Genomic DNA, 13,324 nt, shown 5'->3' on the forward strand with positions numbered 1-13,324 from the left:
CCCCTTCCGGAGGTGATGTATGACCAGGCCCCTTTACGTCTGGGACTATCTGCAGGAGTACGAGAACGAGCGGGAGGACATCCTCGACGCGGTGGACACCGTGTTCCGCTCGGGCCAGCTCGTGCTCGGCCGAGGCGTGCGGGACTTCGAGGCGGCCTTCGCCGCCTACCACGGCGTCTCCCACTGCGTGGGCGTCGACAACGGGACGAACGCGATCGTGCTGGGGCTCCAGGCGTTGGGCGTCGGGCCGGGCGACGAGGTGATCACCGTGTCCAACACGGCGGCGCCCACGGTCGTGGCCATCGACGCCGTCGGCGCCACCCCGGTCTTCGTCGACGTGCACGAGGACACGTACCTCATGGACGTCGGCCAGGTGGAGGCGGCGGTCACCGGACGGACCCGCTGCCTGCTCCCGGTGCACCTGTACGGCCAGTGCGTCGACATGGCGCCGCTGCGGGAGATCGCCGACCGGCACGACCTGGTGGTCTTCGAGGACTGCGCGCAGGCGCACGCGGCCCGCCACCACGGCCGGATCGCGGGCTCGATGGGCGAGGCCGCCGCGTTCTCCTTCTACCCGACCAAGGTGCTCGGGGCGTACGGCGACGGCGGGGCGACGATCACCTCCGACCCGGAGGTGGACGCGGCGCTGCGGCAGCTGCGCTACTACGGGATGCGGGAGCGTTACTACGTCGAGCGGACTCCCGGCCACAACAGCAGGCTCGACGAGGTGCACGCGGAGATCCTGCGCCGCAAGCTGACCAGGCTGGACGGGTACGTCGAGGCCCGCAGGGCCGTCGCGGCCGGGTACGCCGAGGCGCTCGCCGGAACCGACGTCGTGCTGCCCGCGGTCGCCCCCGGCAACGAGCACTCGTACTACGTGTACGTGGTCCGCCACCCCCGGCGGGACGACATCATCGAGGGGCTCAAGGCCTACGGCGTGTCGCTCAACATCAGCTACCCGTGGCCGGTGCACACGATGTCGGGGTTCGCGAAGCTGGGGTACGAGATCGGGAGCCTGCCCGTCACGGAGGCGGCGGCCAAGGAGATCTTCTCGCTGCCGATGTATCCCTCGCTGACGAAGAACGACCAGGCGATGGTCGTCGAGTCGCTGCTCAAGGTGCTGGCCGCCCTGTGACGGCGGAGGGCGGGGACCGGCCGATGCGCGTGCTGTTCGTCACCCACGCGGAGAGGACCCATTTCCTGGGGATGGTCCCGCTGGCGTGGGCGCTGCGCAACGCCGGTCACGACGTGCGGGTGGCGAGCCAGCCGGAGCTGACCGGCGTCATCACCGGCGCGGGTCTCACGGCCGTGCCGGTCGGCAGGGACCACATGCTGCAGCAGCTGCTCACGCACGGGGCGAGCTTCGACCCGGACGGGCCGCCGCCGTTCGACATGGCGGAGGACCGGCCGGAGAAGCTCACCTGGGAGTATCTGCGCCGGGGTTACCACGAGGAGCTGGTGCCGTGGTGGTGGCGGGTGGTGAACGACCCGATGATCGGGGAGCTGACCGCGTTCTGCCGGGACTGGAAGCCGGACCTGGTGATCTGGGAGCCGGTCACCTACGCCGGGGCGATCGCGGCCAAGGCATGCGGGGCGGCGCACGCCCGGCTGCTGTGGAGCCTGGACCTGTTCGCCCGGATGCGCGGCCACTACCAGCGCGTCCGACAGGAACAGGCCCCCCACGAGCGCGACGCGATGGCCGAATGGCTCGGAGCCCGCGCCGCCAAGGCCGGAACCACCTTCTCCGAGGAGATGACCACCGGCCACTTCACCATCGACCCCACCCCGGGATCACTGCGGCTGGACCTGCCCCACACCTACCTGCCGCTGCGCTACATCCCCTACAACGGCACCGCCGTCATCCCCTCCTGGCTCCACACCCCACCCGTTAAGCCACGGGTGTGCCTCACCCTGGGAACCTCCGCCACCGAACGCCTCGACGGCTACTCGGTCAGCGTCCAGGACATCCTCACCAGCCTCGCCGACCTCGACATCGAGATCGTCGCCACCCTCCCCGAGAAACAACAGGCCGAACTCCACCACGTCCCCGACAACACCCGCCTGGTCTCCTTCGTCCCGCTGTACGCCCTCGCGTCCACCTGCTCCGTCGTGATCGACCACGGCGGACCGGGCACGGTGTTCACGGTGGCCTCCCGGGGCGTGCCGCAGCTCATGGTCCCGAAGCTGTTCGACGAGCCGCTGCTCGCCGAGCGGCTCGCGGGCCGGGGGGCCGGGCTGGTCATGCACAGCCGAGACGCCACCGGCCCCCGGGTGCGCGAGCACCTGCTGCGCCTGCTGGGCGAACCCTCCTTCACCCGGGCCGCGGCGGACCTGCGCGCCGAGATCGAGGCCATGCCCACCCCCAACGAGCTCGTCCCCCAGCTGGAAAGGCTCACCGCAGAACACCGCGGCACCACCGCGGGCTGACGGCGAGGCCCCAGGAAGGAAAGACCATGCGCGTCCTGTTCACGTCGTACGCCGAGAAGAGCCATTTTCTGGGGATGGTTCCGCTGGCGTGGGCGCTGCGCAACGCCGGCCACGAGGTACGGGTGGCGAGCCAGCCCGAGCTGACCGACGTCATCACCGGCGCCGGGCTCACCGCCGTACCGCTCGGCACGAACCACGGACTCGGCAGGCTGCTCCAGCTCGCCAAGGACACCGGCCAGGAGAAGGATTTCGACATGGCGGAGAACCGCCCCGAGATGCTCACCTGGGAGCAGATCAAGTCCGGCTACCAGGGGCACGTCCTGTGGTGGTGCCGGGTGGTGAACGACCCGATGATGGCGGAGCTGACCGCGTTCTGCCGGGACTGGAAACCGGATCTGGTGATCTGGGAGCCGCTCACCTACGCGGGAGGGGTCGCGGCGAAGGCGTGCGGGGCGGCGCACGCCCGTTTCATGTGGGGGCTGGACCTGTTCGCCCGGATGCGCGGCCACTATCTGCGGGCCAGGCAGGAGGCGGGGGTGAGCACCGACGCGCTCGGGCAGTGGCTGGGGCTGCACGCCAGGCGCATGGGGGTCCCGTTCTCGGAGGATCTGACGACCGGGCACTTCACGATCGACTACACCCCCACCTCACTGCGGCTGGACCTGCCCCACACCTACCTGCCGCTGCGCTACATCCCCTACAACGGCACCGCCGTCATCCCCCCCTGGCTCCACACCCCGCCGGACAAACCACGGGTGTGCCTGACGTTGGGCACCTCCGCCACCGAACGCCTCGACGGCTACTCCGTCGACGTCCAGGACATCCTCACCCACCTCGCCGACCTCGACATCGAAGTCGTCGCGACCCTGCCGGAGAAGCAACAGGCCGAACTCCACCACATCCCCGACAACACCCGCCTGGTCTCCTTCGTCCCCCTGCACGCCCTCACCCCCACCTGCTCGGCGATGATCCACCACGGCGGAGGCGGCTCCTTCTCCACCAGCCTCGTCAACGCCGTCCCCCAGCTCATCCTCGCCGACATGTTCGACGCCCCCCTCAAAGGCGAACTCCTCACCCGCCAAGGCGCCGGACTCACCCTGCACAGCAGCAAAGCCACCGGCCCCCACGTACGCGAACACCTCCTGCGCCTGCTGCGCGAACCCTCCTTCACCCACGCCGCCCACCAACTCCGCCAAGAGACCCTCGCCACCCCCGGCCCCAACCAACTCGTCCCCCACCTGGAAAAACTCACCGCCCAACACCGCGGGTAGCGGAGGGAAGAAGATGCGCGTCCTGTTCGCCACCCACGCCGAGAAGAGTCATTTCCTGGGGATGGTCCCGCTGGCGTGGGCGCTGCGCAACGCGGGCCACGAGGTACGGGTGGCCAGCCAGCCGGAGCTGACCGACGTCGTCACCGGGGCCGGACTCACCGCCGTCCCCGTCGGCCGGGACCACCGGCTGCGCCGCTTCTCCAAGCTCCTGGAACGGGTGGCGCCCGGCGCCCCGGCCTTCGACATGGCCGAGGACCGCCCCGAGGTGCTCACCTGGGAGCACCTCACCTGGGGGTACGGCGGGGTGGTGCCGTGGTGGTGGCGGGTGGTGAACGACCCGATGACGGCGGAGCTGACCGCGTTCTGCCGGGAGTGGGAACCGGACCTGGTGATCTGGGAGCCGCTCACCTACGCGGGAGGGGTGGCGGCGAAGGCGTGCGGGGCGGCGCACGCCCGCTTCATGTGGGGGCTGGACCTGTTCGCCCGGATGCGCGGCCACTATCTGCGCGTCAAGGAGCAGCGTCCGCCCGGCGACCGGCAGGACGTGCTCGCCGAGTGGCTCGGGGAGTGGGCCGCCAAGGCCGGCACCACCTTCTCGGAGGATCTGACGACCGGGCACTTCACGATCGACTACACCCCCACCTCACTGCGGCTGGACCTGCCCCACACCTACCTGCCGCTGCGCTACATCCCCTACAACGGCACCGCCGTCATCCCCCCCTGGCTCCACACCCCACCGGACAAACCACGGGTGTGCCTCACCCTGGGCACCTCCGCCACCGAACGCCTCGACGGCTACTCCGTCGACGTCCAGGACATCCTCACCCACCTCGCCGACCTCGACATCGAAGTCGTCGCCACCCTCCCCGAAAAACAACAGGCCGAACTCCACCACATCCCCGACAACACCCGCCTGGTCTCCTTCGTCCCCTTACACGCCCTCACCCCCACCTGCTCGGCGATGATCCACCACGGCGGAGGCGGCTCCTTCTCCACCAGCCTCGTCAACGCCGTCCCCCAGCTCATCCTCGCCGACATGTTCGACGCCCCCCTCAAAGGCGAACTCCTCACCCGCCAAGGCGCCGGACTCACCCTGCACAGCAGCAAAGCCACCGGCCCCCACGTACGCGAACACCTCCTACGCCTCCTGCGCGAACCCTCCTTCACCCACGCCGCCCACCAACTCCGCCAAGAAACCCTCGCCACCCCCGGCCCCAACCAACTCGTCCCCCACCTCGAAAAACTCACCGCCCAACACCGCGGGTAGCGAAGGGCCGGGGCCGGAGACCGGCCCCGGGACCCCGTGGGATCAGACGACGTGCACCTCGGGCACGTACAGGATCCACTTGCCGCCCGCCTCGCGGAAGGCGCGCTCCTTGGCCATGATCTCCTCGGCGTGGTTCCAGGCGAACAGCAGCGCGTAGTCGGGGTACGGCTCGGCGAACGCCGACGGCTCGCGGACCGGGATGTGCGACCCGGGGGTGAGCCTGCCCTGCTTGGCGACGGTGGTGTCGCAGATGAACGGGACCAGCTCCGGGCCGATGCCGCAGTAGTTGGTCACCGTGGCGCTCTTCGCGGTCGCCCCGTAGCCCACGACCCGCTTGCCGTCGTCGCGCAGCTCGCGCAGCAGGGCGGTGAGGTCGTCGCGGATCTTCTCGACGCTGCTCGCGAAGCCCGTCAGCGTGGGCATCGCCGCGAGGTTGCGCTTGTTCTCGTCCGCCAGCAGCTCGGCCACCGCCTCCGTCGGCGTCCTGGCGCCGGTGTGGGCCAGCGTGTAGCGGACCTCGCCGCCGTGCACCGGGAGCCTCTCGACGTCGACGAGCTCCAGGTCGAAGCGGGCGGCCATGGCCTGGACCGCGCGGACGGTGAAGAAGTAGAAGTGCTCGTCGTAGATCTGGTCGAAGGAGGTGCGCTCGACGATCTCGGAGAAGTAGGGGTCCTCGAACACGAAGACCCCGGTCGGGGCGAGCAGCGCGGTCACCCCGCGCAGGATGGACTCGATGTAGGGGATGTGGCAGAGGGTGTTGGCGGCGTAGATGACGTCCGCCCGGCCGTCGGTGGCGAGGATGTCCCTCGCGGTCTCCTCCTCGAAGAAGGACTTGCGGACCCGGATGCCCTTGGCGTGCGCCATCTCCGCCACCCCGCCGGACGGCTCCACGCCCAGATGCCGCACCCCGGCCTCGGCGATCGCCTTCAGCATCACCCCGTCGTTGCAGCCGAGCTCGACCACGAACGGGTCGGTGCCGGTCAGCTCGGTGGCGAGCAGCCTGCGGGCCAGCTTCTCGAAGTGCGCGCGCATGACGGCCGAGCCCGACGACACGTACGGGTAGTCCTCGTGGAACATGCGGTCGCGGGGGATCTCCTCCATGAGCTGCACCATCGTGCACGACTCGCATATCCCGACGGCGAGCCGCACGAAGAACTCGTCCGCGAAATCCTCGGGGCGGACGAACGCGTCGGAGAGCGGCTGGCGTCCGAAGTCGAAGAATTCGGCGAGGGGACCGGAACAGACACGGCACCGCGACAGGGCAGACATACTTGGCTCCTCGTTGCTGGGTGGCACGGAGATTCTGGGGGCACGTGGATTCTGGGGCCCGGGGATTCCGGGGGCACAGGGATTCTGAGGCACGGGGATTCTGGGGGCACAGGGATTCTGAGGGCACGGGATTCCAGGGGGAACGGGATGAATCAGTGGTGAATCACGCCGGCCCCCGTTACGGGCACGCGAAAGAAAAGGCGCGGTGAGCGTTTCCCGGCGCACACCGGCGGGTCCGGCGGTCACTTCCTCCGCTTTTCATGGTCATATCGTTATCCGCCGGGCCCGCTCGCGGATCGCGTCGACGAGCTCGGCCTGGGCGAGGGCCGGCTTCGTGTGCTCGGCCTGTCCGGCGCCCTCCCTGACGGACCGCGCGAAGGACTCCAGGATGTTGACGAACTGGCGGTCGGCGGCGAGCGTCCGCTCCTCGACCCGGTCCTGCCGCTCGATCCGCACGACCGGGCGCATCGAGTCGGGCGGGGTGTAGGCGCGGTCCAGGAGGATCGACCCCTCCGAGCCCCACAGCGCGTACGAGCTGCGGTAGGAGTGTTCGAACCCGAAGCGGATCTGCGCGGTGACGCCCCTGGCCGAGCAGAGCAGCGCGCTCCCGTCGACGTCCACCCCGCTGACGGCGTCGTAGCGCAGGGACGCCCCGCAGACCTCGATGTCGCCGCCGAGGAAGAGCTGCGCGGCGCGGATCGGGTAGACGCCGACCTCGAACAGGGCGCCGCCGCCGAGGTGGGGCTGGTAGCGGAAGTCGCCGGGATCGCGCGGCGGGATGCCGAAGTCGCTCGCGAAGGAGCGCAGGTGCCCGATCGCGCCGCCGTCGAGCAGCCGGCGTACCTCCTCGTGCTGGGAGTGGTGCGGGAAGACCAGGTTCTCGACGAGGAGCAGGTCGCGCTCCTCGGCCAGGGCGAGCAGCGCCTCGGCCTCGGCGCGGCTGGTGGCGAGGGGTTTCTCGGCCAGCACGTGCTTGCCCGCCCGCAGCGCGCGGCCGACCCACTCGGCGCGCAGCCCGGTGGGCAGCGGGATGTAGACCGCCTCCACGTCGGGACGCTCCAGGAGCGCGGCGTACCCGGTGACCGCGTCGCAGCCGAAGCGGCGGGCGAAGGTCCCGGCCTTGGCCGGGTCGCGGCTGGCGACCGCGACCGGCAGCACGGCCGGGGCGGCGGTCATCGCGGGGAGCGTGCGCCGCCAGGCGATGTCCGCGCACGAGAGCACGCCCATGCGCAGCGGTGAGGTCGTCAACGCTCTCCTCCCCAGAGTCCCTGCAGGCAGGCGACGAGCGTGCGGGCCTGGACGTTGAGGTAGTAGCTGTGCCGCAGCAGCCCGGACAGCTGGCCGACGGTGACCCAGGTGTAGTCCTCGGGCACCTCGACCGGGAAGTCCTCGTCGGCCTCGACCACCAGGTATCTGATGACCGCGCCCATGAAGCGCCCGCCCTCCTCCGACAGCAGCGCCTCGAAGCGGATCCGGGAGGGGTCGGCGTTCAGCACGTAGTCCATGAAGCGCGGGCGGCGGGCGGCGGGCACCCCCTCGTAGGTCTCGGGCGCGCACTGCAGGGTGGCGGCGAGCTCCACCATGTCCGGCAGGCCGCCCTCCATCCGGGCGTGGACCAGCACGTGCAGCACGCCGTGGATCCGCTTGACGACGAACGCGACCACGCCCTGGCCCACCGGCACGAACAGGGGCTGGCTCCACGAGCCGACCTCCCGGCCCGCCCCGCTCACCGCGACCGCGGCGACCGTGAAGTACTTGCCCTCCTCGTGGGCGATCTCGTCGCGGGACCGCTTCCAGCGGGTGACCTGCTCCAGGTCCACGCACCAGCGGTCGACCAGCTTGGTGCTCCTGGCCGCGGTGAACCAGCTCAGCAGGCCGGAGGTGGTGTGCAGGGCGGCCCCGCCGCTCACCACCGAGCGGCGCAGCGCCCCGAGGAAGTCGCCGCCGTCGCCGCCCTCGTCGTCACCGCCGTTCAGGGTCGCGCCGTCGAACGGGACGCACGCCAGCACCGTCCTGGAGTCCATGTTGACGAGGTTGTCGATGCGCAGCAGCTCCTGCAGCTGGCCGACGGTGAGCCAGCAGAAGCCGTCGCGGACCTCGACGTCCTCGGTCACCTCGACGACCATGTTGCGGTTGCGCTTGCACCAGAACCAGGCCCCGTGCTCGGACTGGAGCACGTCGACGAGCACGCCGCCGGGCCGGGGCCGGGTGAAGTACTCCAGGTAGGGGACGCCCGCGCCGTGGTGGACGCCGACGTAGTTGCTGTGCGTGGCCTGCACCGTGGGCGACAGCTGCACGGAGTTGATGTTCCCCGGCTCCATCTTGGCCTGCATGAGGAAGTGGACGACGCCGTCGATCTCCTTGGCGAGGATGCCGAGGATGCCGATCTCGGACTGGTTGATGATCGGCTGCGACCAGCCCGCCCCCGGGTCGGAGCGGGTGCTGACCCGCAGCCCCTCCACCGAGAAGAACCGCCCGCTGCGGTGGACCAGGTTGCCGCTGCCGGGCGCGAAGCTCCAGCCGTCCAGGTCGGCGAAGGGGATCCGGGTGACCTCGGCGCGCTCCGTGCGGTGGCGTTCGGCGAACCACTCCCTGAACTCGGCGAGCGGGAGGACGGCGCTGTCCCTGGCCATCGCCGATTTCGTCAGGCGGGCTCTGAATTCGTTATTCTCCCGGCGCAGAGAATGTGATATCTGGGGGAGGCTGGTCATATTCCGACCCTCCGGTCTTTGGATCGCACGGCCTTCGCCGGAGAGTAATTATATAAATCTCGTTAGTCCATTGCATTCGTTCTTCCCGGGCGGCTCGAAGACGCCGAGAATCGCTTGACCGCCGGGTTCGCCGAAAATAGCGTTTGTCCCGCTGGCGAGACGGAACGGGGCCGGACGACCCCTCGTCCGGGGGAGGGTGGAGGCTCGATGAGTTCTTCTGTGAACGGCGGCGCGGAGGTCGTGGTCGGCAGGATCGAACCGTGCCGCCTCGTCGAGCTCCCGGAGATCGTCGACGACCGGGGCAGCCTGTGCGTGGTCGAGTCGGGCAAGGAGATCGACTTCGACGTCAAGCGGGCCTACTACATGTTCGGCATGCCGCCGGGCACCAAGCGCGGCGGGCACGGCCACCGCCGCCTGCGGCAGCTGATCATAGCGGTGCACGGCCGCTTCGAGGTCAAGGTGGACGACGGTTTCGGCACGCGCACGTTCGTGCTCGACCACCCCCGGCTGGGGCTCTACATGACCCCGATGGTCTGGCGGGACATGGTCGACTTCACCCCGGGGACGGTCGGCCTGTGGCTGGTCTCCGAGCCCTACGACGAGTCCGACTACTACCGCGACTACGACGAGTTCCTGCGCGACGCGCGGAGCGGGGTGTGAAGGTCCCCTTCCTGGACCTGCGGGCCCCGTACGAGGAGCTGCGGACCGGCCTGGACGCGGCGGTCCAGCGGGTGCTGAGCTCGGGCTGGTATCTCATGGGCCCCGAGCTGGAGGCGTTCGAGGCGGAGTTCGCCGCCTACTGCGGCAACACGCACTGCGTGGCGGTAGGCAGCGGCTGCGACGCGCTGGAGCTGTCGCTGCGCGCGATGGGCGTCGGGCCCGGTGACGAGGTGATCGTCGCGTCGCACACGTTCATCGCGAGCTGGGTGGCGGTCTCCAGGACCGGCGCGCGGCCGGTCCCGGTCGAGCCGGACGGGCACAGCACCCTCGATCCGGCGCGGATCGAGGAGGCCGTCACCCCCCGCACCAAGGTGATCATGCCGGTGCACCTGTACGGCCACCCCGCCGACCTGGGCGCCATCGAGGAGATCGCGGCCAGGCACGGCCTGCGCGTCCTGGAGGACGCGGCACAGGCCCACGGCGCCCGCGAGCACGGCCGGCGGGTGGGGTCGGGCTCCACCGCCGCGTTCAGCTTCTACCCCGGCAAGAACCTCGGCGCCCTCGGCGACGGCGGCGCCGTCGTGACGGGGGACGCGGAGCTGGCGGCGCGGGTGCGGCTGCTGCGCAACGTCGGCGCCCGCGAGAAGTACCGGCACGAGGTCGTGGCGGCCAACTCCCGGCTCGACGAGATGCAGGCCGCCGTGCTGCGGGTCAAGCTGGCGCGGCTGGACGAGTGGAACGACCGCCGCCGGGCCGTGGCCGCGCGCTACCTGGACGAGCTGAAGGGCGCGGGCGACCTGGTGCTGCCCGCGCCCGCCCCGTGGGCCGAGCCGGTCTGGCACCTGTTCGTGGTACGCACCGCGCGCAGGCGGCAGCTCCAGGAGCGGCTCGCCGCCGCCGGGATCGGCACGCTCGTCCACTACCCGGTCGCGGTGCACCTCTCCCCCGCCTACGCCGGCGAGGGGTACGCCCCCGGGTCGCTGCCGCTGGCCGAGCGGCTCGCCGACGAGGTGCTGAGCCTGCCGATGGGCCCCCACCTCGACGCCCGCGCGGTGGACGCGGTCGTCGCCGCGACCCGCGAGGCGTGCGCCTGACCGTCCCGGCCACTCTGTCCTTCGGCGGCCCTTTCGGTGCCCCGTGCCTCTCGGCGGCCGGGACGACGGCTTCGACGGTCAGAAAACGACGGCTCTGATGACGGCCCTGATGACGGCTCTGACGGCTCTGACGGCCCTGACGGCCCTGACGGCCCTGACGGCCCTGACGGCCCTGACGGCCGACGGTGACATCTGACCGGCCGGGCCTCGTCGGCGGGAAAGGCCTGACCGGCCGGGCGGCGAAGCCCCGGCCGGTCAGGTCTCGGACCGTGAGACCTGCGGCCGTCAGACCGAGCCGCTGTCGGGCTGTTCCAGCCACCAGGGGTTGGCCCGCGCCCAGTCGATCGTCCTGGCGAGGCCGTCCCGCAGGGCGGTGGTGGTGTGCCAGCCGAGCACCGCGCGTGCCTTGGAGGTGTCGGGAACGCGCCGCGACAGGTCCTGGTAGGCGGCGCCGAAGCCGTCGCGCGGGTCCACCGGGACCGCCCTGCCCCCGCCCGCCAGCTCCACGACGAGCTCGATGACGGCGCCGATGGACGTCTCGACGGAGCTGCCGATGTTGAAGCACTCCCCCAGGGCGGAGGCGGCGGTGCCCGCCTCGATCGTGGCGGCGATCGCGTCGTCGACGTAGGTGAAGCAGCGCGTCTGCCCGCCGTCGTCGTACTGGACCGGAGGCAGGCCGCGCAGGGCGCGGTGGACGCTGCGGCTGACCACGAAGCCCGGCCGCTGGCGGGGCCCGTAGACGTTGAAGTACCGCACGATGGTGGCGTCGAGGCCGCGCTGGCGCATGTAGGCGAACGTCAGGTGCTCGGCCAGCGCCTTGCTGGAGGAGTAGCTCCACCGGTCGGTGGCGGTGCTGCCGAGGACGCGGTCGTCGTCCTCGGCCCACGGGACGGCCGGGTTCTTGCCGAACACCTCGCTGGTGCTGGCCAGCACCACCCGGGCACCGGCCTTCTCGGCGAGCTCCAGGACGTTCTTCGTGCCCGACAGGTTGATGTCGATGACGTCGAGCGGCCGGTCGATGTAGCGGTCGACCCCGACCACGGCGGCGAGGTGGTACACGACGTCGACGTCGCCGGTGATCGCGCCGGCGAGCGACCCGGCGTCCCTGATGTCGCCGCCGACGTGCCGCCGGGGGGAGGTGCCGTTCAGGTCGGGCGGGGGCGGCCCGCCGTCGAAGACCGTCACCTCGTCCCCGCGCCGGACGAGGGCCTCGGTGAGGTGGCTGCCGAGGAAACCGAAACCGCCGGTGACGACCACGTTCGCCATCGCCCCTACCTCCCGATCCCGCGGTAGGCGAACCCGGTCTCGCGCAGCAGGTCTATGGTCTCGCGCGGGTAGTAGGCGCGGCCGTCGACGACCGCGCACGAGGGGGCGACCCGCTCGCGGAGCTCGGCGAAGTCGACGTCCTGGAACTCCCGGTGCCAGGCGAGGATCGCCAGGCAGTCGGCGCCGCGCACCGCCTCCTCCAGCGAGGGGGCCTGCGGCAGCCCGAAGAGCTTCTCCGCCTCGTCGCCGTCGACCAGCGGGTCGTACAGGGTGACCTCCGCGCCCGCCTTGCGCAGCTCCTCCACGACCGGCCTGACCGGTGTCTCGCGCAGGTCGCCGGTGTTGTTCTTGAAGGCGAGCCCGAGGACGGCCACCTTCGCGCCCACCGGCGACCTGCCGAGCTTGGCCAGCTCCTCCACGATGAGGTCGCTCGTGTAGCCCGGCATGGAGTCGTTGACCTCGCGGGCGGCCGGGATGGTGAGCAGGTCGATGCCGCGGTCCTGGGCGGCGCGCCAGACCATCCAGGGGTCCTTGGTGAGGCAGGAGCCGCCCACCCCCACGCTCGGCAGCAGGATGTTGACGTTGCCGTTGCCCTTGGGGATCGAGTTGGCCGCGGAGATGATGTCGAGGACGTCGACCTCCAGCGCCGCGCAGAGCCGGGCGAGCTCGTTGGCCAGGGCGATGTTGTGGTCGATCCACCAGTTGTCGGCGAGCTTGACCATCTCGGCCGCCTCCAGGGAGGCCACCGGGATCACCTCGACCCCGACGGCCCGGCGCCAGAACGCCACCGCGGCCTGCGTGCTGTCGGCGCACCACCCGCCGACGATGATGGGGAAGCTGCGCAGCTCGCGCAGCGCGGTCCCCTCGGAGAGGCGTTCGGGGCAGAAGGCGACGCCGAAGTCCTCGCCGCAGACCAGGCCGCCCCGCTGGAGCAGCGGGAGGGCCAGCGTGCGCGTCACCCCCGGCGGGACCGTGCTCTTGAAGACCAGGAGCTGGCCCGGCCTGATGTGCCTGCCCAGCTCCTCGCAGGCGCCGCGCAGCTGGCTCTCCTTCATCACCCCGCGCTCGCCGGTGGGCGTGCCGACCGCGACGATGACGACGTCGGCCTCGGAGACGCTCTCGTAGCTCGTGGTGACGCGCAGCCGGTCGGTGCCCGCGTGGCGGGCCACGAGCTCGGGCAGCCCGGTCTCGCTGAACCGGCAGTGCCCGGCGTTCAGCTCCTCGACGAGTACGGGGTCGGTGTCCACCCCGATCACGTTCACGCCGCGGTCGGCCAGGACGGCGGCGACGCACGACCCGACGTACCCCAGGCCGAGGACCGCGGCCGTGATGTTCTCCCGCTCGGGCAGGAAACGCATG

General features: G+C 71.0%; 11 protein-coding genes. 6 read left to right on the forward strand and 5 right to left on the reverse strand.

Translation table 11 applies throughout. The features are described from left to right. Positions 1 to 19 precede the first annotated feature (19 nt). From ABT053_RS32995 to ABT053_RS33010, 4 genes are read left to right on the forward strand one after another with little or no spacing between them, the layout of a single operon-like run. Entirely contained in the window at positions 20 to 1,135 is a 1,116-nt protein-coding gene (locus tag ABT053_RS32995) for a DegT/DnrJ/EryC1/StrS family aminotransferase (RefSeq protein ID WP_350974418.1), read from the forward strand. 23 nt (positions 1,136 to 1,158) lie between these two features. Then, positions 1,159 to 2,427, forward strand: coding sequence for an activator-dependent family glycosyltransferase (locus ABT053_RS33000; protein ID WP_350974420.1), 1,269 nt, complete (start codon positions 1,159 to 1,161; stop codon positions 2,425 to 2,427). A gap of 26 nt (positions 2,428 to 2,453) precedes the next feature. Next, complete coding sequence (locus ABT053_RS33005) at positions 2,454 to 3,698, forward strand: activator-dependent family glycosyltransferase (protein ID WP_350974421.1); 1,245 nt, start codon at positions 2,454 to 2,456, stop codon at positions 3,696 to 3,698. 13 nt (positions 3,699 to 3,711) lie between these two features. After that, entirely contained in the window at positions 3,712 to 4,965 is a 1,254-nt protein-coding gene (locus ABT053_RS33010; protein ID WP_350974423.1) for an activator-dependent family glycosyltransferase, read from the forward strand. A 42-nt stretch (positions 4,966 to 5,007) separates the two neighbouring features. Here the strand turns inward: ABT053_RS33010 and ABT053_RS33015 are convergent, their stop codons facing one another. From ABT053_RS33015 to ABT053_RS33025, 3 genes are all read right to left on the reverse strand, one after another. After that, complete coding sequence (locus ABT053_RS33015; protein WP_350974424.1) at positions 5,008 to 6,234, reverse strand: methyltransferase domain-containing protein; 1,227 nt, start codon at positions 6,232 to 6,234, stop codon at positions 5,008 to 5,010. A gap of 264 nt (positions 6,235 to 6,498) precedes the next feature. After that, positions 6,499 to 7,482 (reverse strand): Gfo/Idh/MocA family protein, encoded by a 984-nt coding sequence (locus ABT053_RS33020; protein ID WP_350974425.1) that lies wholly within the window; start codon positions 7,480 to 7,482, stop codon positions 6,499 to 6,501. Next, the gene (locus ABT053_RS33025) at positions 7,479 to 8,867 is read right to left on the reverse strand and encodes an NDP-hexose 2,3-dehydratase family protein (RefSeq protein WP_350974426.1); all 1,389 of its coding nucleotides are present in this window, start codon (positions 8,865 to 8,867) and stop codon (positions 7,479 to 7,481) included. Before ABT053_RS33025 ends, ABT053_RS33020 begins: the two co-directional genes overlap by 4 nt. Positions 8,868 to 9,152: 285 nt before the next feature. On the opposite strand from ABT053_RS33025, the gene ABT053_RS33030 reads away from it, so the two are divergent. Further along, complete coding sequence (locus ABT053_RS33030) at positions 9,153 to 9,605, forward strand: sugar 3,4-ketoisomerase (RefSeq protein WP_350974427.1); 453 nt, start codon at positions 9,153 to 9,155, stop codon at positions 9,603 to 9,605. Then, positions 9,602 to 10,699: a DegT/DnrJ/EryC1/StrS family aminotransferase gene (locus tag ABT053_RS33035; protein ID WP_350974428.1), complete on the forward strand. Its 1,098-nt coding sequence runs from the start codon at positions 9,602 to 9,604 to the stop codon at positions 10,697 to 10,699. Before ABT053_RS33030 ends, ABT053_RS33035 begins: the two co-directional genes overlap by 4 nt. A gap of 285 nt (positions 10,700 to 10,984) precedes the next feature. Here the strand turns inward: ABT053_RS33035 and ABT053_RS33040 are convergent, their stop codons facing one another. Together ABT053_RS33040 and ABT053_RS33045 are read right to left on the reverse strand one after the other, a co-directional pair. Next, on the reverse strand, positions 10,985 to 11,965 hold the full coding sequence (locus tag ABT053_RS33040) for an NAD-dependent epimerase/dehydratase family protein (protein WP_350974430.1): 981 nt from the start codon (positions 11,963 to 11,965) through the stop codon (positions 10,985 to 10,987). A 5-nt stretch (positions 11,966 to 11,970) separates the two neighbouring features. Then, the gene (locus tag ABT053_RS33045; protein ID WP_350974431.1) at positions 11,971 to 13,323 is read right to left on the reverse strand and encodes a nucleotide sugar dehydrogenase; all 1,353 of its coding nucleotides are present in this window, start codon (positions 13,321 to 13,323) and stop codon (positions 11,971 to 11,973) included. Between the last annotated feature and the right edge of the window lies 1 nt (position 13,324).

Source organism: Streptosporangium sp. NPDC002524 (assembly GCF_040295985.1).
In the GTDB taxonomy this organism is placed as follows: Bacteria; Actinomycetota; Actinomycetes; order Streptosporangiales; family Streptosporangiaceae; genus Streptosporangium.

Bases quoted from the DNA above. Each gene is read 5' to 3' on its own strand.
- ABT053_RS33025 (WP_350974426.1), bottom strand. From the start codon at position 8,867: ATGGCCAGGGACAGCGCCGTCCTCCCGCTCGCCGAGTTCAGGGAGTGG.
- ABT053_RS33015 (WP_350974424.1), bottom strand. From the start codon at position 6,234: ATGTCTGCCCTGTCGCGGTGCCGTGTCTGTTCCGGTCCCCTCGCCGAA.
- ABT053_RS33030 (WP_350974427.1), top strand. From the start codon at position 9,153: ATGAGTTCTTCTGTGAACGGCGGCGCGGAGGTCGTGGTCGGCAGGATC.
- ABT053_RS33040 (WP_350974430.1), bottom strand. From the start codon at position 11,965: ATGGCGAACGTGGTCGTCACCGGCGGTTTCGGTTTCCTCGGCAGCCAC.
- ABT053_RS33000 (WP_350974420.1), top strand. From the start codon at position 1,159: ATGCGCGTGCTGTTCGTCACCCACGCGGAGAGGACCCATTTCCTGGGG.
- ABT053_RS33005 (WP_350974421.1), top strand. From the start codon at position 2,454: ATGCGCGTCCTGTTCACGTCGTACGCCGAGAAGAGCCATTTTCTGGGG.
- ABT053_RS33045 (WP_350974431.1), bottom strand. From the start codon at position 13,323: ATGCGTTTCCTGCCCGAGCGGGAGAACATCACGGCCGCGGTCCTCGGC.
- ABT053_RS33010 (WP_350974423.1), top strand. From the start codon at position 3,712: ATGCGCGTCCTGTTCGCCACCCACGCCGAGAAGAGTCATTTCCTGGGG.
- ABT053_RS32995 (WP_350974418.1), top strand. From the start codon at position 20: ATGACCAGGCCCCTTTACGTCTGGGACTATCTGCAGGAGTACGAGAAC.